17 protein-coding genes are annotated in these 16,720 nt (G+C 62.8%); 6 read left to right on the top strand and 11 right to left on the bottom strand.

Annotated features, from left to right (window positions below):
* Nucleotides 1-57 precede the first annotated feature (57 nt).
* The gene (locus tag Q7V31_RS10875; protein ID WP_304734185.1) at nt 58-459 is read left to right on the top strand and encodes an MAPEG family protein; all 402 of its coding nucleotides are present in this window, start codon (nt 58-60) and stop codon (nt 457-459) included.
* A gap of 74 nt (nt 460-533) precedes the next feature.
* On the opposite strand, the gene Q7V31_RS10870 is transcribed toward Q7V31_RS10875, so the two are convergent.
* Entirely contained in the window at nt 534-1,826 is a 1,293-nt protein-coding gene (locus Q7V31_RS10870; protein ID WP_304734183.1) for an adenylosuccinate synthase, read from the bottom strand.
* 188 nt (nt 1,827-2,014) lie between these two features.
* Here Q7V31_RS10870 and Q7V31_RS10865 point away from each other — a divergent pair, with 188 nt between their 5' ends.
* Nucleotides 2,015-2,686, top strand: coding sequence for a pentapeptide repeat-containing protein (locus Q7V31_RS10865; RefSeq protein WP_304734182.1), 672 nt, complete (start codon nt 2,015-2,017; stop codon nt 2,684-2,686).
* A gap of 10 nt (nt 2,687-2,696) precedes the next feature.
* Here the strand turns inward: Q7V31_RS10865 and Q7V31_RS10860 are convergent, their stop codons facing one another.
* Together Q7V31_RS10860 and Q7V31_RS10855 are read right to left on the bottom strand one after the other, a co-directional pair.
* The gene (locus Q7V31_RS10860; protein WP_304734179.1) at nt 2,697-3,182 is read right to left on the bottom strand and encodes a PAS domain-containing protein; all 486 of its coding nucleotides are present in this window, start codon (nt 3,180-3,182) and stop codon (nt 2,697-2,699) included.
* 34 nt (nt 3,183-3,216) lie between these two features.
* A complete protein-coding gene (locus Q7V31_RS10855; protein WP_304734177.1) occupies nt 3,217-3,708 on the bottom strand; it encodes a PAS domain-containing protein in 492 nt (163 codons plus the stop codon).
* A 156-nt stretch (nt 3,709-3,864) separates the two neighbouring features.
* Between Q7V31_RS10855 and Q7V31_RS10850 the strand changes: the two genes are divergently transcribed.
* The gene (locus tag Q7V31_RS10850; RefSeq protein ID WP_304734175.1) at nt 3,865-4,449 is read left to right on the top strand and encodes a hypothetical protein; all 585 of its coding nucleotides are present in this window, start codon (nt 3,865-3,867) and stop codon (nt 4,447-4,449) included.
* A gap of 48 nt (nt 4,450-4,497) precedes the next feature.
* On the opposite strand, the gene serA is transcribed toward Q7V31_RS10850, so the two are convergent.
* Together serA and Q7V31_RS10840 are read right to left on the bottom strand one after the other, a co-directional pair.
* Nucleotides 4,498-6,075 (bottom strand): phosphoglycerate dehydrogenase, encoded by a 1,578-nt coding sequence (gene serA / locus Q7V31_RS10845; protein ID WP_304734174.1) that lies wholly within the window; start codon nt 6,073-6,075, stop codon nt 4,498-4,500.
* 76 nt (nt 6,076-6,151) lie between these two features.
* The gene (locus tag Q7V31_RS10840) at nt 6,152-7,327 is read right to left on the bottom strand and encodes a phosphoserine transaminase (RefSeq protein WP_304734172.1); all 1,176 of its coding nucleotides are present in this window, start codon (nt 7,325-7,327) and stop codon (nt 6,152-6,154) included.
* A 224-nt stretch (nt 7,328-7,551) separates the two neighbouring features.
* Between Q7V31_RS10840 and Q7V31_RS10835 the strand changes: the two genes are divergently transcribed.
* Nucleotides 7,552-8,457 (top strand): DMT family transporter, encoded by a 906-nt coding sequence (locus Q7V31_RS10835; protein ID WP_304734171.1) that lies wholly within the window; start codon nt 7,552-7,554, stop codon nt 8,455-8,457.
* On the opposite strand, the gene Q7V31_RS10830 is transcribed toward Q7V31_RS10835, so the two are convergent.
* Complete coding sequence (locus tag Q7V31_RS10830) at nt 8,454-9,047, bottom strand: LysE family translocator (protein WP_304734168.1); 594 nt, start codon at nt 9,045-9,047, stop codon at nt 8,454-8,456. The genes Q7V31_RS10835 and Q7V31_RS10830 overlap by 4 nt on opposite strands.
* A gap of 29 nt (nt 9,048-9,076) precedes the next feature.
* The gene (locus Q7V31_RS10825; RefSeq protein WP_304734167.1) at nt 9,077-9,874 is read right to left on the bottom strand and encodes a PhzF family phenazine biosynthesis protein; all 798 of its coding nucleotides are present in this window, start codon (nt 9,872-9,874) and stop codon (nt 9,077-9,079) included.
* A 140-nt stretch (nt 9,875-10,014) separates the two neighbouring features.
* On the opposite strand from Q7V31_RS10825, the gene Q7V31_RS10820 reads away from it, so the two are divergent.
* Nucleotides 10,015-11,445, top strand: coding sequence for a PLP-dependent aminotransferase family protein (locus Q7V31_RS10820; RefSeq protein WP_304734165.1), 1,431 nt, complete (start codon nt 10,015-10,017; stop codon nt 11,443-11,445).
* On the opposite strand, the gene thiD is transcribed toward Q7V31_RS10820, so the two are convergent.
* The 4 genes from thiD to Q7V31_RS10800 all read right to left on the bottom strand — a co-directional run bounded on the left by thiD (nt 11,434) and on the right by Q7V31_RS10800 (nt 15,273).
* Nucleotides 11,434-12,261 (bottom strand): bifunctional hydroxymethylpyrimidine kinase/phosphomethylpyrimidine kinase, encoded by an 828-nt coding sequence (thiD, locus tag Q7V31_RS10815; protein WP_304734164.1) that lies wholly within the window; start codon nt 12,259-12,261, stop codon nt 11,434-11,436. The genes Q7V31_RS10820 and thiD overlap by 12 nt on opposite strands.
* A gap of 31 nt (nt 12,262-12,292) precedes the next feature.
* A complete protein-coding gene (glmM, locus tag Q7V31_RS10810) occupies nt 12,293-13,639 on the bottom strand; it encodes a phosphoglucosamine mutase (protein ID WP_304734163.1) in 1,347 nt (448 codons plus the stop codon).
* Between the two features lie 161 nt (nt 13,640-13,800).
* Complete coding sequence (gene folP, locus Q7V31_RS10805; protein ID WP_304734161.1) at nt 13,801-14,610, bottom strand: dihydropteroate synthase; 810 nt, start codon at nt 14,608-14,610, stop codon at nt 13,801-13,803.
* A 42-nt stretch (nt 14,611-14,652) separates the two neighbouring features.
* Nucleotides 14,653-15,273, bottom strand: a complete 621-nt coding sequence (locus Q7V31_RS10800; protein WP_304734160.1) for a TetR/AcrR family transcriptional regulator — start codon at nt 15,271-15,273, stop codon at nt 14,653-14,655.
* A gap of 168 nt (nt 15,274-15,441) precedes the next feature.
* Between Q7V31_RS10800 and Q7V31_RS10795 the strand changes: the two genes are divergently transcribed.
* Nucleotides 15,442-16,710 (top strand): cytochrome P450, encoded by a 1,269-nt coding sequence (locus Q7V31_RS10795; RefSeq protein ID WP_304734159.1) that lies wholly within the window; start codon nt 15,442-15,444, stop codon nt 16,708-16,710.
* The last annotated feature ends 10 nt before the right edge of the window (nt 16,711-16,720 follow it).

The following is a 16,720-nucleotide window of genomic DNA, read 5'->3' as shown; positions in this document are numbered from 1 at the left end:
CACTTTCATCGCTAGGATTCGCCCCGGTGGCAACACAACCAACTGGGGAGGAAACCCATGACGGTGGAACTCTGGTCGCTCGTATGGGGCGGCGCGCTTCTTTTCATTCTGATCGCACTTTCGGCCAACGCCAATGTGTCGGCGATGGGGATGCCCTGGGGCATCGGCAATCGCGACCAGCCCGCGACGACGACGGGCTGGGGCGCACGGGCGCGGCGCGCCTATCTCAACCATCTCGAAAACCTGCTGATCTATGCCTGCTTCGCGGTGCCCGCGCATCTGGCCGGCATCAGCACCGAACTGACGGTGCTCGGCGCGCAAATCTTCCTGATCGCGCGTATCGCCTATGCGGTCATCTATGTCGCTGGATGGACGGTGTTGGGCATCCGCACCATCGCCTGGCTCGGCGGCGTGGTCGGCTACGCAATGGTCTTCATCGCGCTCTTGATGAACGCCTGACGCAAGACCGTAGACGGAAAAAAGAAGGGCGCCGGAAATCCTCCCGGCGCCCTTTCTCTTTTGTGCGGCCCCGGTCAATCCGCAAACGGATCGGTCATCAGGATCGTGTCCTCACGGTCTGGCGAGGTCGAAAGCAGCGCCACCGGCGCCTCGATCAGCTCTTCGACGTAACGCACATATTTGACCGCGGCGGCCGGCAACTGCGCCCAGGATCGCGCGCCCTGCGTGCTGTCGCTCCAGCCTTCGAGCGTTTCGTAGATGGGCGTGACCTTTGCCTGCGCGTCCATGCCGGCCGGCAGATGATCGACGCGCTTGCCGCCGATTTCGTAGGCCGTACAAACTTTCAATTCGTCAAAACCGTCAAGCACATCAAGCTTCGTTAGCGCGATGCCGGTGATGCCGCCGGTCTTGATCGCCTGCCGCACCATGACCGCGTCGAACCAGCCGCAGCGTCGCTTGCGCCCCGTGACGGTACCGAATTCATGTCCGCGCTCGCCAAGACGCTGGCCGACGGCATCCGTCAGTTCGGTGGGAAACGGCCCCTCGCCGACGCGCGTCGTATAGGCCTTGGTAATGCCAAGCACATAGCCGATGGCGCCGGGGCCGACGCCGGAGCCGCCGGCGGCCTGACCGGCAATCGTGTTGGAGGAGGTGACGAAGGGATAGGTGCCGTGATCGACATCGAGCATGGTGCCCTGCGCACCCTCGAACAGAATGCGCTGACCCTGGCGCTTGGCCTCGTCGAGAACGCGCCAGACCGGCGCCACAAAAGGCAGCACGCGCGGCGCGATTTCCATCAGCGCCGCAACGATCGGCGCGGCTTCGAGCTCGTCGAGGCGGTTGCCGCGGCGCAGCGCGTTGTGGTGTGCGAGCAGGCCCTCGACCTTGATGGCGAGCGTGGCCGGATCGGCAAGATCGACGACGCGGATGGCGCGGCGGCCGGCCTTGTCCTCATAGGCCGGGCCGATGCCGCGCTTGGTCGTGCCGATCTTCACGCCGGAATTCGCCCCTTCGCGCATCTCGTCCAGCTCGCGGTGAACCGGCAGGATGAGGACGGCGTTTTCCGCGATCTTGAGGTTGTCGGGCGTGACGACGACACCCTTGGAGGCGATCTCGTCCACTTCCTTCGCAAAGGCCCAGGGATCGAGCACCACGCCATTGCCGAGAATGGAAAGCTTGCCCTTGCGCACAATGCCCGAGGGCAGCAGCGAGAGCTTGTAGGTGACGCCGTCAATGACGAGCGTATGGCCGGCATTGTGCCCGCCCTGGAAACGCACCACCACATCGGCGCGCTCCGAAAGCCAGTCCACGATCTTACCCTTGCCCTCGTCGCCCCACTGGGAGCCGACAACCGCCACATTTGCCATTTGATTCAATGCCTTAGAGAGTGGGTGCCCGGTCCGGCGCGGCCGCTTGCGCGACCCCCCAGACAAGCCGAAAGCCCCCTTGACCTTTCGGGCCGGGGGCTTTGGCATTGTCTAGCGGATCGGGCGGCGGAAGGCTAGAAAGAAAGCACATTCACGCAGCACATGCGGATTCATCCAGACTGGTATCCATGAGCATTCTCTCAACGACAAGGCGCCTCGCCGCCAGCCTCGCCCTTGTGGCTGGCATCGCGTTTCTCCTTCCCTCCGCTATGGCACAGCCGACAGCGGAGGTCGAAGCGCGCGCGGCCAAGATCATCGCCGACCAATACAAAGTCATCATCAACTGCGAGGGCTGCAACCTTGCCGGCGCCAATTTCGACGGGCAGTTCCTGCGTCTCGCGGCGCTCGAAGGCGCGAACATGAGCGGTGCGACCTTCCGCGACGCCGACCTGACCGGCATCCACCTGACCCGCGCAAATCTCGCCGGCGCCGATTTCAGCGGCGCCAACATGGCCGGCGCGGTGCTGACCAATGCCGATCTTCGCGGTGCGAACCTCTCCGACGCCAGGCTCGATGCGGTCCGCGTGCACGGCGCAAACTTCACCGGCGCCAATCTCCAGCGTGCCAATCTGCGGATGCTTGAGTATGTCAAACGTCTGACCTTCGCGGGCGCTGACGCGCGCGACGCGATTTTTCGTCATGCCTTTCTGGGTGGCGTCGACTTCAACGGCACCGACCTGCGCGGCGCCGATTTCACCCGCGCCACCGGCCTCACAAATGCGCAACTTGCCCGCGCCTGTGGCGACGAGCGCACAATATTGCCGCCCGGCCTCTCAATTCCGCGTTGCGGCGGGAGCTAGGCGGCGCGCCCTAGACCGCCAGCGGCCGATAATCGAGGCGTTCGGGCAATCGCTCCGAACGCGCGATGAAAATCGCGCCGCGCAAGATCATGTTGATCGTACCATCAGGCCCCAGAATCGGCATCTCAATCGCTTCGGTGGTCAGCCAGTGCTGTTTGTACCAGTCAAGCCGGGCGCGGCGGCGGTAGGGCCGGACTTCGGTGACAACGGTGCGAAGTCCCTCGAATATGTCGGCGGCGGCCTCGCCATAGAGGTCGGCATCGACCCAGCGGCCCGTCACATCGCGGCCCATGCGCTCGGCGAGTTCCGTGCCGACAAGCCGATGACGAAATCCCACCGGTTCCGAAAACACATCGATCAGATTGACGATCGGCATCAAGGTAAAGAGTTCCGTCGGGTCGAAGTCGGCGCGCGACGGCGCAGGGCGGTCGCCTTTTTTCTCGCGCCAGATACCGTAGAGTTCGGCCAGACGGTTATCCCAGAAGAGTTCGTCCATCGGCTTCTCTTTTCGTGTCGCTGTGTCAACGCGTTCAATGTAGCGGCAGAGGCGCGATGACATAGTGATCGGGCGGCGGATTCTTCGGCGACGAATAGCTGACGCCGCGCAGGATCATGTTGACCCGGCCGTTCTCGTCGACAAGCGGCAGCTCCATCGATTCCATCGTCAGCCAGGATTTCGAATGCCAGGTCATCGGCGAGCGGCGGCGATAGGGCCGGGCCTCACGCGCGACCTGCAACAGCGATGCGAAGACGCGATCCGCCGCTTTCCCGTAGAGGTCGGCATCGACCCAGCGCCCGGTCGCGTCGCGACCCAGATATTCGACAATTTCAGTGCCAACAAGGCGGTGGCGAAAGCCGGGAGGATCCCAGTTCACATCGAGGAAATTGACGATCGGCAGGAAAGGTTTGATCTCGGCCGGATTGAAGTCGGCGCGCGTGGGCGCGGGCCGGCCGCCCTTTTTTTCGAGCCAGTAGTCGTAAAGCCGAGAAAGCCGCCTGTCCCAGAAAAGGTCCGCCGTCACTATTACCCCCCGATCCCGATACGCGGGAAATCAGAATACCCTTGTATAAGTCTTGGACCGCTATGGTTAAGGGAGAGTTACCGGATACGCTCGGGTTCGCCCGGGACAGGCCGGACCGAAACGGAATTTGTGACCGGGCATGTCTGGGAGGGCGTTTTGGGCGAGAAAATCGACGAACTGACCGGGCGCATCCGCGCATTGGAACTCGAGCTCGAGGCGGAAATCGCACGGCAAGGTGCCGCGCTTCGATTTGGCCTGGAACACGGGCGCGCCGTCTTCGAGGAAGAAGTCCTGCGCCGCCATCGCGAGCTTCGAACGCGCCTGCTCCGCTACATTCTCAACGCGAAGCCGCTGACCGTCCTGACGGCACCGGTCATCTATTCGCTGATCGTGCCGCTGGTGCTGCTCGACATATGCGTCAGCATCTATCACGCCGTCTGCTTTCCCGCTTATGGCATCGAGAAGGTGAAGCGCAGCGATTACCTTGTCTTCGACCGCGGCCACCTCGCCTATCTCAACGCGCTCGAAAAGCTGAACTGCGCCTATTGCTCCTATGCGAACGGGCTTATTGCCTATGTGCGCGAGATCGCGGGCCGCACCGAAGCCTATTGGTGCCCGATCAAGCACGCGAAGAAGGCGGCAGGCGCGCATGAAAAATATCTCGGCTTCGTCGCCTATGGCGACGCCGAGGCTTATCGAAAGCGGATCGAGGAACTCGATAACGCCATAAAAAAGAAATAGGCGGCGCCCTGGAAGGTGCCGCCTGGTCTCTTCGCCGGAGCGAATTCCTCAAAAGCTCAGCGACTTCACCTGCACGACATGCGGCAGGGCCTGGATTTCGGCGAGGACTGACGGCGTGACGTCGGCATCGACCTCAATGAGGCAGATGGCATCGCCACCGGCCTTTTCGCGGCCAAGGTTGAAGTTCGCGATGTTGATGCCCGCCTTGCCGAGCAGCGAGCCGAGCGCCCCGATGAAGCCGGGCTTGTCCTGGTTGGTCACATAAAGCATATGACTGCCCAGCGCGGCTTCCATGTTGACGCCCTTGATCTGGATGAGGCGCGGCATACCACCCGAGAACACGGTGCCCGCGACCGAGCGTTCCTGACGCTCCGTCTTCACGCTGATCTTGATATAGGTTTCGTAGGCGCCCTGCTGCTCGCGCTTCACTTCCGTGACCTTGATGTCGCGGTCTTTCGCGATGACCGGCGCCGAGACCATGTTGACGTCTTCGAGCTGCGGCTTGAGCAAACCGGTCAGCGCCGCGTTGGTGAGAACGCGCGTGTTCATCTCGGCGACATCGCCCGCATATTCGATGGTGACGGCCGAAATGCCCGTCTCCGTGAGCTGGCCCGCGAAAGAGCCAAGCTGCTGCGCGAGCGTGAGATAGGGCGTCAGCTTCGGCGCTTCCTCGGCCGACACCGCCGGCACGTTGATCGAATTGCTGATTGCGCCGGTGAGCAGGTAATCAGCCATCTGCTCGGCAACCTGAAGCGCAACGTTCTCCTGCGCTTCATTGGTTGAAGCACCGAGATGCGGCGTGCAAATGATCTGCTCCATGCCGAAAAGCGGGTTGGATTTTGCGGGCTCTTCCTCGAACACGTCGAGCGCCGCGCCGGCGACATGGCCGCTCTCGATCGCCGATTTGAGATCCGCTTCGACGATCAGGCCGCCGCGCGCGCAATTGACGATGCGAACGCCCTTCTTGCACTTGGCGAGGTTTTCGGCGTTGAGAATGTTGCGTGTCTTGTCGGTCAGGGGCGTGTGCAGCGTGATGAAGTCGGCACGCTTCAGAAGCTCGTCGAGCTCAACTTTCTCGACACCGAGATCGCTGGCGCGCTCGGGTGTCAGGAACGGATCGAAGGCGACGACCTTCATGCGAAGGCCAAGCGCGCGGTCGGCGACGATGGAGCCGATATTGCCGCAACCGATGATGCCGAGCGTCTTGGCGGTGACTTCGACGCCCATGAATTTCGATTTTTCCCACTTGCCGGCATGGGTGGAGGTGTTCGCCTGCGGAATGTCGCGCGCAAGCGCGAACATCATCGCAATCGCATGTTCGGCTGTCGTGATCGAATTGCCGAAGGGCGTGTTCATGACGATGACGCCGGCGGCGGTGGCGGCCGGAAGATCGACATTGTCGACGCCGATGCCGGCGCGGCCGACGACCTTCAACTTCTTGGCGGCCGCAAGCACCGGCGGTGTCACCTTGGTCGCCGAGCGGATCGCGAGACCGTCATAGTCGCCGATGATCTTGATCAGTTCGTCGCGGTCGAGGCCGGTCTTGACGTCAACTTCGACGCCGCGATCCTTGAAAATCTGCACGGCAGCGGGAGAAAGCTGGTCGGAAATCAGAACCTTGGGCATGAATGCCTCCTGGTTGAATGGCCGTCCGGCCCGCGAGCATGGCTCACCGGACCGGCAGCTCAATGAACGAAATTGGTCAGGCCGACGACTGCAGCGACGCCTTGGCCTCGGCATAGGCCCAGTCGAGCCATGGCATCAACGCGCGCATGTCGCTCGTCTCGACGGTCGCCCCTGCCCAGATGCGAAGCCCGGCTGGCGCATCGCGATAGCCGGCGATGTCGTTGGCGACGCCCTCCTTGTCGAGCAGGTCGGCGATCTTCTTAGCGAAGGCAACCTGATCGTCATCGCTCAGCGCGGTCACCTTCGGGTCGACAATCTTGAGGCAGACGGACGTATTGGAACGGGTGGCGACATCCTCGGCGAGAAACTCCGCCCAGGGTGTGCGGTTGACCCAGTCGGCGATGACCGCCGCATTGGCATCGGCGCGGCCCATCAGCGACTTGAGGCCGCCGATCGACTCCGACCAGTTGAGCGCATCGAGATAGTCCTCGACGCAGATCATGGACGGCGTGTTGATCGTCTCACCCTTGAAGATGCCTTCAATGAGCTTGCCGCCCTTGGTCATACGGAAAATCTTCGGCATCGGCCAGGCGGGCGTGTAGCTCTCGAGACGCTCGACGGCACGTGGGCTGAGGATCAGCATGCCGTGCGCCGCTTCGCCGCCCAGCACCTTCTGCCAGGAATAGGTGACAACATCGAGCTTCGGCCATACGAGGTCCTGCGCGAAGGCAGCGGACGTTGCATCGCAAATCGTGAGGCCCTTGCGGTCGGCGGGAATCCAGTCGGCATTCGGCACGCGAACGCCGGATGTGGTGCCGTTCCAGGTGAAGACGACGTCATTGTCAAAATTGACCTGTGTAAGGTCGGGCAGCTTGCCGTAGTCGGCCTTCAGCGTGCGCGCGTCCTTCAGCTTGAGCTGTTTCACGACGTCGGAGACCCAGCCTTCGCCAAAGCTCTCCCAGGCGAGGAGGTCGACGCCGCGCGCACCCAGCAGCGACCAGAGCGCCATTTCAACGGCGCCGGTATCGGAGGCGGGCACGATGCCGATGCGATAGTCGGCGGGCACACCGAGGATCGCACGCGTCTTTTCGATCGCGTCGACCAGACGGGCCTTGCCCGGCTTGGAGCGATGGCTCCGGCCGACGAGGGATTTTTCAAGATTCTGGATGGTCCATCCGGGGCGCTTGGCGCAGGGGCCGGAGGAGAAGTGCGGATTGGCCGGACGCACAGCCGGACGCTCAGTGGCGGTCATTTGCAACCTACCCTTTCAGATAGCTGCCCCTCGGTGGGGAGGGGTGTCCCGCCGCCGCGTATAGGCTTGTCCCGACGCGAAGTCAAATGACGGCCGGGTCGGGATGCTGCGGCCGAAAATCGCGGCAGACCCCTGAAAAACGCAGAATATCCTGCAATTGACAGCAGCGGCCATGCCCGCGAAGAGTGAAACGGCTATCCCTTTCCGTCTTGAGGATGCACGCCTTGCCCGCCCACCGCCTGTCTCACTGGCTGCTTCTGACCTGCCTCGTGATCCTTTGGGGCTCGGCCTTCGCCTTCGCGAAAATCGCGGTCGAGACCGTGGCGCCTGAATGGACCATGGCCGGGCGGCTTTTGACCGGCGCGGCGCTGCTGCTGACCTGCCTGCTCGTCGCGGGGACGCGCCTGCCGCGGAACGGCCGCGCCTGGGGCTGGCTCATTGCGCTGGCGCTTGTCGGCAACATTGCCCCCTTCTTCACAATCAGTTGGGGCCAGCAGCACATCTCGTCGGCGCTGGCGGGCATCCTGATCGGCTTCACGCCGCTGGCGACGCTGTTGATTGCGCGCGCTTTCGTGCCCGGCGAATTCATCACGCCGTTCCGGCTCGCGGGCTTCATCGTCGGCTTTGCCGGCCTTGCGATCGTGGTCGGGCCGGGCGCGCTGCTCGACGTCGTGACGGCGTCGGGCGGCGACGCGCGTCTTGCACAAGGGGCCGTGCTGGCCGGTGCATTCTTCTTTGCCTGCAACAACGTGATGGCCCGTCTCGTGCCCGACATGCCGCTGCTGGCGAAATCTTCCGGCGTGATGCTGGCCGGCGCGCTGATGGGCACGGTGATCGCGAGCACGATGACACCGCCCACCGCGTTGCTGGAGGCGAGCGCCGCATCGCTGCTCGGCGTTGCGGGGCTCGGCATCTTCTCGACCGGCCTTGCCGCCATCGTCTTCTTCCGCCTGATCGACCGTGCCGGGCCGACATTCGTGTCGCTGACGAACTATCTGGTGCCGGTTTTCGCGGCGCTGACCGGCTATCTCGTCTTCGGCGAGGAACTGCGCGCCGGCGTTCTCGGCGGCTTTGCGCTGATCCTCGCCGGTATCGCCTTGAGCGAGTGGCGGCACAACAACGGCCGCTAGACCAGGAACGCCGCCGCGACGCTTGCGACCATCAGTAGCGACGCGGCAAGAGCAGTCATGCGCATGACGCGTTCGCTGCGCACATAGGTTCGAATCGCATCGCCGCCGAGACCCCAGAGAGATGTCGCCAGCATCATCGCGGCCATCGAGACGGCACCCAGCGCCGCTGCCTGGGGCGCGTAAGGCGCGGCCGGCGAGACAAAGGCGGTGAAGACCATCACATTCTGCACATAGGCTTTCGGATTGACGGGATGGAGCAGAAACCCAACCCAGAAGGATGGCGCGGCCTCAAGCACCGCCCCGCCGAATCCTGCCCGCGCAAGCTTCCAGCCAAGCCAGCAGATATAGGCGAAGCCGAGAAACTTGAGCGCGAGAAAGACCTGCGGAGCGGCGACGAACAGTGCGCCGAGACCAAGTGCACCCGCACCAATGACGAAAAATCCGCCTGCCCAGATGCCCAGAAGGTAAGGCAGCGCACGGTCGAGGCCGACCGACGCGCCGACGGAGAGAAGACTGAGATTGGCCGGGCCCGGCGTGAAACTCATCGTTGCGATGAAGAGCGCGCCGAACAGCAGAGCTTCAGTGAGCATGACTGGACCGCCATGAGAGGAAAAATGGATCAGAAGGAGATTTCGGCCTTCATGTAGTCGGCGCAGCGGCCACGAATGATGACGCGCTCGCCGGCATCGAGGCAATAGAGTGTGCCGCCGCGTTTCGAGATTTGCCGTGCAACGAGATCGCTCTTGCCAAGCTTCTTCGCCCAATAGGGCACCAACGTGCAATGCGCCGAACCTGTGACCGGATCCTCGTCGATGCCCTGCGCAGGCGCGAAATAGCGCGAGACGAAATCGGCTTCCGAGCCTTCCGGCGCCTGTGCGGTCGCGATAATGCCGGTCTTGATTGGCGCCATGATACGGCCAAGCGCAGCAAAATCGGGAGTAAGCGCGGCGACCTCTTCGACCGTGGCAAACACGGCCATCAGCTTCGAGGTCTTGAGCCAGACCAGCGGCTTGCCACCTAGCGCCAGGGAGATGTCCGCGGGCGCGGGATAGGGTTTCGGCATTTCGCCAGGAAAATCCATGGCGAGAAGATCGCCGTCGCGCACGACGGTGAGCCGTCCGCTCAGCGTTTCGAAATGCAGCTCCGGCTTCACATGGCCGAGATGCGAAAAAAGGACATGCGCCGAGGCGAGCGTCGCGTGGCCGCACAACGGCACCTCGACCGCCGGCGTGAACCAGCGCAGGCGGTAACTATCGCCTTCCGGCACAAAGAAAGCCGTTTCGGAGAGATTGTTCTCTGCGGCGAGCGCCTGCAGCATCGCGTCGTCCGGCCAACTTTCAAGCGGCACGACGGCCGCCGGATTGCCTTCGAACACGCGGTCCGCGAATGCATCGACTTGATAGAGAGCTGCTTTCATCGTCTTTGTTCCGTATTGTATGGGTACAATTTGAGCCAGATGAACCAAAATCTTGCTTTTTGACTCAAAAATGCCGATATTGTGACTGATTTTGGAAGATGATCCACGTCCTATATGGATTCAATGAGTTTATTGTACCCATGACAATTTCGTTTTTCGCTCCAGCCGACATCGCCGCCCGTCCCGGCCCCCGCTACAAGGCCATCGCCGACGCGCTGAGCGAAGCCGTGAAGATGGGGAGGGTCACGCCCGGCACCAAGTTGCCGCCGCTGCGCGATCTCGCCTATCGGCTGGGCGTGACGGTCGGCACTGTATCGCGCGCCTATGCCCTGGCCGCTCAACGCGGCGAAGTGACCGGCGAAGTCGGACGCGGGACCTATGTACGCAAGCGCAACGCAAGAAACGACGCGGCGGGGGGCGTCGGCGCAGCAACGTTTCACACCGTACCCGATGAGACGCAGGCGGCGATGAAGGCGGCGCTGCCCGCGCCTGTCGGCCAGAAGGAAATTCTCGGCGTGGCGATGCGACGCTTGCTTGATGCGCTGCCGGACATGCCCGGGCGTTCGCCATTCAACAGCTACCCGCCCGTCGGCGGCGCACCGCATCAGCGCGCGATGGCGGCGAAGTGGGTCGCGCATGGCGATTTCGCGCCCGATGCCGACGAACTGATGATCTGCTCGGGTACGCAACAGGCAATCCTGACGGCGGTTCTTGGCACGACAGAATCCGGCGATACAATTCTGACCGAAGCGCTGACCTACACCGCGATGGCAAACCAGGCGGCGTCGGTGGGACGGCGCGTCGCGCCGGTCGACATCGATGAAGAGGGCCTTGTGCCGCAATCCCTCGACCGCGCGGCGCGCGAGACGGGCGCGCGGACGGTCTTCGTCGTGCCGACGCTGCACAATCCGACCAGCGCCGTGATGAGCGAGCGGCGGCGGCGCGACATTGCCGATATCGCGGAGACGCGTGGCCTCGCCGTCATCGAGGACGATATCTACGGCAAGCTGGTGGACGACCGCCCACCGCCCATCGCCCGTTTTTATCCGGAAGGTACCTGGTATGCGACGAGCCTCGCCAAGACCGTGGCCTGCGGGCTGCGGGTCGGCTTTCTGAAACCGCCCGTCGCACACATCGAACGTGCCCGTGCCATCCAGTACGGCTTCGGCCAGACTGTACCGCCGCTGATGGCCGACCTTGCGGCCATGCTGATCGAAAGCGGCGACGCCGACACCCTCACGATGCGTCAGATTGCGGAAATGCGCGCGCGCCATACGATGCTGCATGAAGCGCTGCCGGGCCACGACATCGCGACCCGCGACACCGCGCCCTATGCCTGGCTCGCCCTGCCCGACGCATGGCGCGCGCATGCCTTCGTTGAGGCGGCGCGAACGCGCGGCCTCGCGCTCGCCGCCGGGGAGGATTTTATGGTCGGGCGGACGGATCGTGCCTCGCGGCATGTGCGCCTCGCGCTCGGCCAGCCGCTGACACGACAGGAACTCGCCATCGGCCTTGGCATAATCGCGGAGCTGCTGGCGGCCGGCCCGATCTCAAGCTCGCTAGTGGCGTGAAGGCTCGGCGTCCTCGCCGAACGCAGCATGGAAATTGAGCGGGCCGTTGCCGCGGCCGAAGCCGGGTGCGGTGCGGATCGCCTCATGCACATAGTCGCGCGCCGTTTCGACGGCGAGCGAAAGTTCGATACCCTGTGCCAGCAAGGCCGCGATGGCCGAGGCAAGCGTGCAGCCCGTGCCATGCGTGTGCCGCGTCTCGATCCGCGGCGAGGAAAAGACCTGGATCGTCTCCTGCGTCGCCAGCACATCGAAAAGCGTTGCGCCTTCGAGATGCCCACCCTTGACGAGCACGGCGTCGCATCCGAGCCCCAGCAGAGCGTCCGCCGCCGCCTTCTGACCGTCCAGATCGGCGATGCGGCGGCCGGTCAAGGCTTCGGCCTCCGGCACATTGGGTGTGACGAGCGTTGCAAGCGGGACAAGCATTTCCTTCAACGCCGCAATGGCGGAACCTTCGAGCAGCGACGCCCCGCCCTTCGCCACCATGACCGGATCGACAACGAGGAACGGCACTTCGGCATGTTCGCCAAGTTCGGCGGCCACCGCCTCGACGATTTCCGCGCTGTGCAACATACCGGTCTTGACGGCGTCGGCACCAATGTCGTCGAGCACCGCCCTCATTTGCGCCCGCACGATGTCGACCGGCACCTCGTGGATGCCGTGCACGCCGAGCGTGTTCTGAACCGTGATCGCGGTGACGGCCGTCATGGCAAAACCGCCCATCGCCGTGACGCTCTTGATGTCGGCCTGGATGCCGGCGCCGCCGCCGGAATCAGAACCGGCCACGATCAACACGCGGCCTTGAGGAAGTGAACCCATGAAAAGAACGTCCCGCTAATGCCAGCTGCCGTCAGGCGGCATTATGCTCGATCGCGGAGACAATGTCGTTGACGACGGCCCTGACCAGCCCTGCGTCGTCGCCCTCGCCCATAACGCGGATCAAGGGCTCGGTACCCGACTTTCGAATAACGAGGCGTCCGGTCTTGCCAAGGCGCGCCTCGCCGTCGCGGATTGCCTCTTCCACTTCCTTCTCCCGAAGCGGTTCGCCGTGCTTGAAGCGAACATTCTTGAGGAGCTGTGGCAACGGATCGAACAGATGGCAGAGCTCACTCACGGGCTTGTTGCCGGCCTTCAGGACCGCCAGCACCTGCAAGGCCGCAATGAGCCCATCGCCGGTGGTCGAGAAGTCCTTCAATACGATATGGCCGGACTGTTCGCCGCCGACATTGTAGCCATGCTCGCGCATATATTCGACCACATAGCGGTCACCAACCTGTGTGCGCACAAGACCGAGGTCGAGCGACGCAAGGAAGCGTTCGAGACCGAGGTTGGACATCACCGTGGCAACGACGCCGGGTGCCGAAAGCGTACCCATTTGCTTCCAGTGTCGCGCGATCAGCCCCATGATCTGGTCGCCGTCGATGATCTTGCCGTTCTCGTCGGCGACGATCAGACGGTCGGCGTCGCCGTCGAGCGCGATGCCAATATCCGCCCGGCGTTCGCGCACGGCGGCACACATGCGGGCAGGTGCGGTCGAACCACAGTCGTCATTGATGTTGAAGCCGTTGGGATCGGTGCCGACCTGCACGACTTCCGCGCCAAGCTCCCACAGAACGGCAGGCGCAACCTTGTAGGCCGCGCCATTTGCGCAATCGATGACGATGCGAAGCCCCTCCAGCGTCTGCTGCTTGGGAAAACTATGCTTCACATGCTCGATATAGCGCGCCTGCGCATCCTCGATGCGCTTGGTGCGGCCGAGATCGCGCGAACCTGCCAGATTGTCAGCAAGGCCATTGTCCATGTGATGCTCGATCGCAAGCTCGACCTCGTCGGACAGCTTGAAACCGTCGGGTCCGAAGAGCTTGATACCGTTGTCCTCGAAGGAATTGTGCGAGGCCGAAATCATTACGCCCAGATCAGCGCGAAGCGAGCGCGTCAGCATCGCGACGGCCGGCGTCGGCAGTGGCCCGAACAGAAAGACGTCCATGCCCATCGATGTAAATCCGGCAGTGAGCGCCGGTTCGATCATGTAACCCGAAAGCCGCGTATCCTTGCCGATCACGACACGATGGCGATGGTCGCCGCGCCGGAAAACACGGCCCGCGGCCATGCCGATGCGCAACGCGGTCTCCGCGGTCATGTGACCGGTATTCGCCTTGCCGCGAATACCGTCGGTACCGAAATACTTGCGCGACATCAGTCGAATGGTCCTTGCGCCTTGTCTCTTCAATTCCGGCCTGCCAGCGCCCCCCAATTCGGACCCCGACATGCCCCCTCAATAACCGCAATACGCAGCATATGTGGCGGATATTAGAATTCTATGAGCCCATTGCAGTTAACGTTTTCTTGCCAAATCTTTCATCCTTGGCCTTTCAGGGCACCATAGACAGTTAATGCGTCAGCCAAGGGGCGCGGTTCATGCGTCCGGATGTAGTCTGCGCCGCCGATCGCCGCGAGCAATTCGGCCGCGAGGCTGGCGGGTCCCGCCTCCTGCGGCGCCCGGCTGGTGACGGCGCGCAGGAAGGATTTCCGCGAAACCGAGACCAGCAGCGGCAACCCGAAGCGGGATTTGAGCTCACCGAGCCGCGCCAGCACCTCAAAAGACGTCTCAGGCTTCGGCCCAAGGAAGAAGCCCATCCCGGGATCAAGGACCAGACGGTCCCGTGCAACGCCGGCCCTTTCGAGCCGCCCGATCCGCTCCTCGAAGAAGCGGCAAATGCGCTCGACAATGTCGCCCTCTGGCGCGGCGCGCCGGTCCGCATTGCCGCGTTCCTGAATCGAATGCATCAGGATCAGGCGTGCGCCAGATACCGCCAGCGCCGGGTGAAAATGCGCGTCGTCGAAGCCCTGAATGTCGTTGAGGTAGCGCGCGCCATGCGCCAGCGCATAGGCCTGCGTTTCGGGCCGGAAACTGTCGACGGACAGCACAAGCTCTTCATTCGCCAAGGCCTCTATGACAGGTGCGATGCGGCGGATTTCCTCTTCGGCCGGCACGGGCGCAGCGTCGGGATTGGACGAGGCAGGCCCGATATCAATGACATCAGCGCCATCGGCGATGAGCTGCCTTGCGTGAACGATGGCGGCGTCGGCGGCGAAATAGCGGCCGCCATCGGAAAAGCTGTCCGGCGTAATGTTTAGAATGCCGAATATCTGTGGGCGCTGGAACATAGCTGAGTTCTAGCACGGGCTATCATGGCCCGCGAGCGGCGCTCAAACGGGCGCTGCCTCAACGCCCATACCCATCGCCGCTCGAACAAGGTGATCGATCACCGCCTCGAATTCGCTGGATGTTGCATCCGAGAACTGCATGAGCGCCACTGTGTGCCCGCCGCCGAGATAGACGCGCGCCGCCGCTTTCACATTGAGACCCTGCGGAATGACCCCTTCCCGCTTGCCGCGCTCCAGAACCTTTCGGGCAATACCGTGCAGCCGCTCCAGCACATCCATGTAGCGCGGCCAGACATCCGCACGCACGCCGGTGCTCCAATCGAGCCAGACCTTGATCATGTCAGGCTTGTCCTTCGCATCGCGCGCGAAATTGACGGCGAGCTCAGTCAGCGCCTCAGACACGGACTTCGGTCCACCAAGTGACCGCGACACGATCTCGATGAGATAGGTCTCGACCTCGCCCAGAACCGCCGTCACCAGATCCTCCCGTGTGCGGAAATAGGAATGAACGGCCGGCACCGAGACCCCCGCCCGCTCCGCGACATGGGAATGGGTGGCACGGGCGACACCATGTTCGGCAAAGGCCGCAAGCGCACATTCGAGAAGTTGTGAGCGGCGGACCTCCGGCGCAAGCCTGGTGCGTGCGGATCTGGCGGTTGTCACGGCGGGCAGTCTCCTTCGGGAATCGGCGGCTTTCCAAGGCAAGTATAGACGGATCGGGCCGGAGCAACCCGCTGGCGGATAGGTCATATCAACTCATATTGACTCTTTGCTCAATTGTTATTGATATTATACTCAATAACAAGGATGAGGCCACCGGGAGGAAACGCCATGACCGCACTTGCATCCGCGACCACCACTGCGACGGAGGCCGACAGCCTCCCCCTCGACCGGATTGACGTGAGCCGGGCCGACCTTTTCGAACGCAATGTCGAGGGCGACTATTTCCGCCGCCTGCGCCGGGAAGACCCGGTGCATTATTGCGCCGAAAGCACCTATGGGCCTTATTGGTCGGTGACGAAATACAACGACATTATGGCCGTCGACACAAATCACCAGGTCTTCTCCTCAGAAGCAGGCTATGGCGGCATCGTCATCGACGACAACATCCAGAAAGGTGGCGATGACGGGCTTCAGCTGCCGAACTTCATCGCCATGGACCCGCCGCGCCACGACGAACAGCGCAAGGCGGTAAGCCCCATCGTCGCGCCAGGAAATCTGGCGAAGCTGGAAGGCACGATCCGCGAGCGGGTCTGCCGCGTTCTCGACAACCTGCCGGTCGGTGAGGAATTCGATTGGGTGGACAATGTGTCGATTGAATTAACGACGCAAATGCTGGCAACGCTGTTCGATTTTCCTTTCGCCGAGCGTCGCAAACTGACGCGCTGGTCGGACGTCACCACCGCCGAACCCGGCGGCGGTATCATCGACAGTTGGGGACAGCGCAAAGGGGAACTCCTCGAATGCGCCGGTTACTTCCAGAACCTGTGGAACGAACGCGTCAACCTGACGGAACCCAAATCCGATCTGATTTCGATGCTCGCCCATTCACCTGCGACGCGGAACATGAAGCCCGAGGAATATCTTGGCAACGTGCTGCTGCTGATTGTCGGCGGCAATGACACGACACGGAACTCAATGACGGGTGGCGTCTATGCGCTCCACCAAAATCCCGCGGAAGATGCAAAGCTTAGAAACAACCCCGCGCTGATCGACAGCATGGTACCGGAAATCATCCGCTGGCAGACGCCGCTGGCCCACATGCGCCGCACGGCGGTTGCAGATGCCGAGCTCGGCGGCAAGACCATCCGCAAGGGCGACAAAGTTGTAATGTGGTACGTCTCCGGTAATCGCGACGAGACGGCGATCGACCGGCCAGATGAGTTTATTATCGACCGTCAACGGCCGCGCCAGCACCTCTCCTTCGGCTTCGGTATTCACCGCTGCGTCGGCAACCGGCTCGCGGAGATGCAACTTCGCATTCTGTGGGAAGAAATCCTGCAACGCTTTAGCCGCATCGAAGTGTTGCGCGAACCGGAGCGAGTCCGCTCCAACTTCGTACGCGGCTATGCAAATCTGCCCGTGCGGCTGCACGCCTGAAGGAGACGGA

Origin of the sequence: Parvibaculum sp. (assembly GCF_030651915.1) — a bacterium.
Classification (GTDB): Bacteria; Pseudomonadota; Alphaproteobacteria; order Parvibaculales; family Parvibaculaceae; genus Parvibaculum.
Note: the sequence above shows the minus strand (reverse complement) of the source record. Positions and strands in the feature narration are given on the sequence as shown.

Coding starts and splice junctions, on each gene's coding strand:
- Q7V31_RS10875 (WP_304734185.1), top strand. CDS start 58: ATGACGGTGGAACTCTGGTCGCTCGTATGGGGCGGCGCGCTTCTTTTC.
- Q7V31_RS10870 (WP_304734183.1), bottom strand. CDS start 1,826: ATGGCAAATGTGGCGGTTGTCGGCTCCCAGTGGGGCGACGAGGGCAAG.
- Q7V31_RS10865 (WP_304734182.1), top strand. CDS start 2,015: ATGAGCATTCTCTCAACGACAAGGCGCCTCGCCGCCAGCCTCGCCCTT.
- Q7V31_RS10860 (WP_304734179.1), bottom strand. CDS start 3,182: ATGGACGAACTCTTCTGGGATAACCGTCTGGCCGAACTCTACGGTATC.
- serA (WP_304734174.1), bottom strand. CDS start 6,075: ATGCCCAAGGTTCTGATTTCCGACCAGCTTTCTCCCGCTGCCGTGCAG.
- Q7V31_RS10840 (WP_304734172.1), bottom strand. CDS start 7,327: ATGACCGCCACTGAGCGTCCGGCTGTGCGTCCGGCCAATCCGCACTTC.
- Q7V31_RS10830 (WP_304734168.1), bottom strand. CDS start 9,047: ATGCTCACTGAAGCTCTGCTGTTCGGCGCGCTCTTCATCGCAACGATG.
- Q7V31_RS10825 (WP_304734167.1), bottom strand. CDS start 9,874: ATGAAAGCAGCTCTCTATCAAGTCGATGCATTCGCGGACCGCGTGTTC.
- Q7V31_RS10820 (WP_304734165.1), top strand. CDS start 10,015: ATGACAATTTCGTTTTTCGCTCCAGCCGACATCGCCGCCCGTCCCGGC.
- thiD (WP_304734164.1), bottom strand. CDS start 12,261: ATGGGTTCACTTCCTCAAGGCCGCGTGTTGATCGTGGCCGGTTCTGAT.
- glmM (WP_304734163.1), bottom strand. CDS start 13,639: ATGTCGCGCAAGTATTTCGGTACCGACGGTATTCGCGGCAAGGCGAAT.
- folP (WP_304734161.1), bottom strand. CDS start 14,610: ATGTTCCAGCGCCCACAGATATTCGGCATTCTAAACATTACGCCGGAC.
- Q7V31_RS10795 (WP_304734159.1), top strand. CDS start 15,442: ATGACCGCACTTGCATCCGCGACCACCACTGCGACGGAGGCCGACAGC.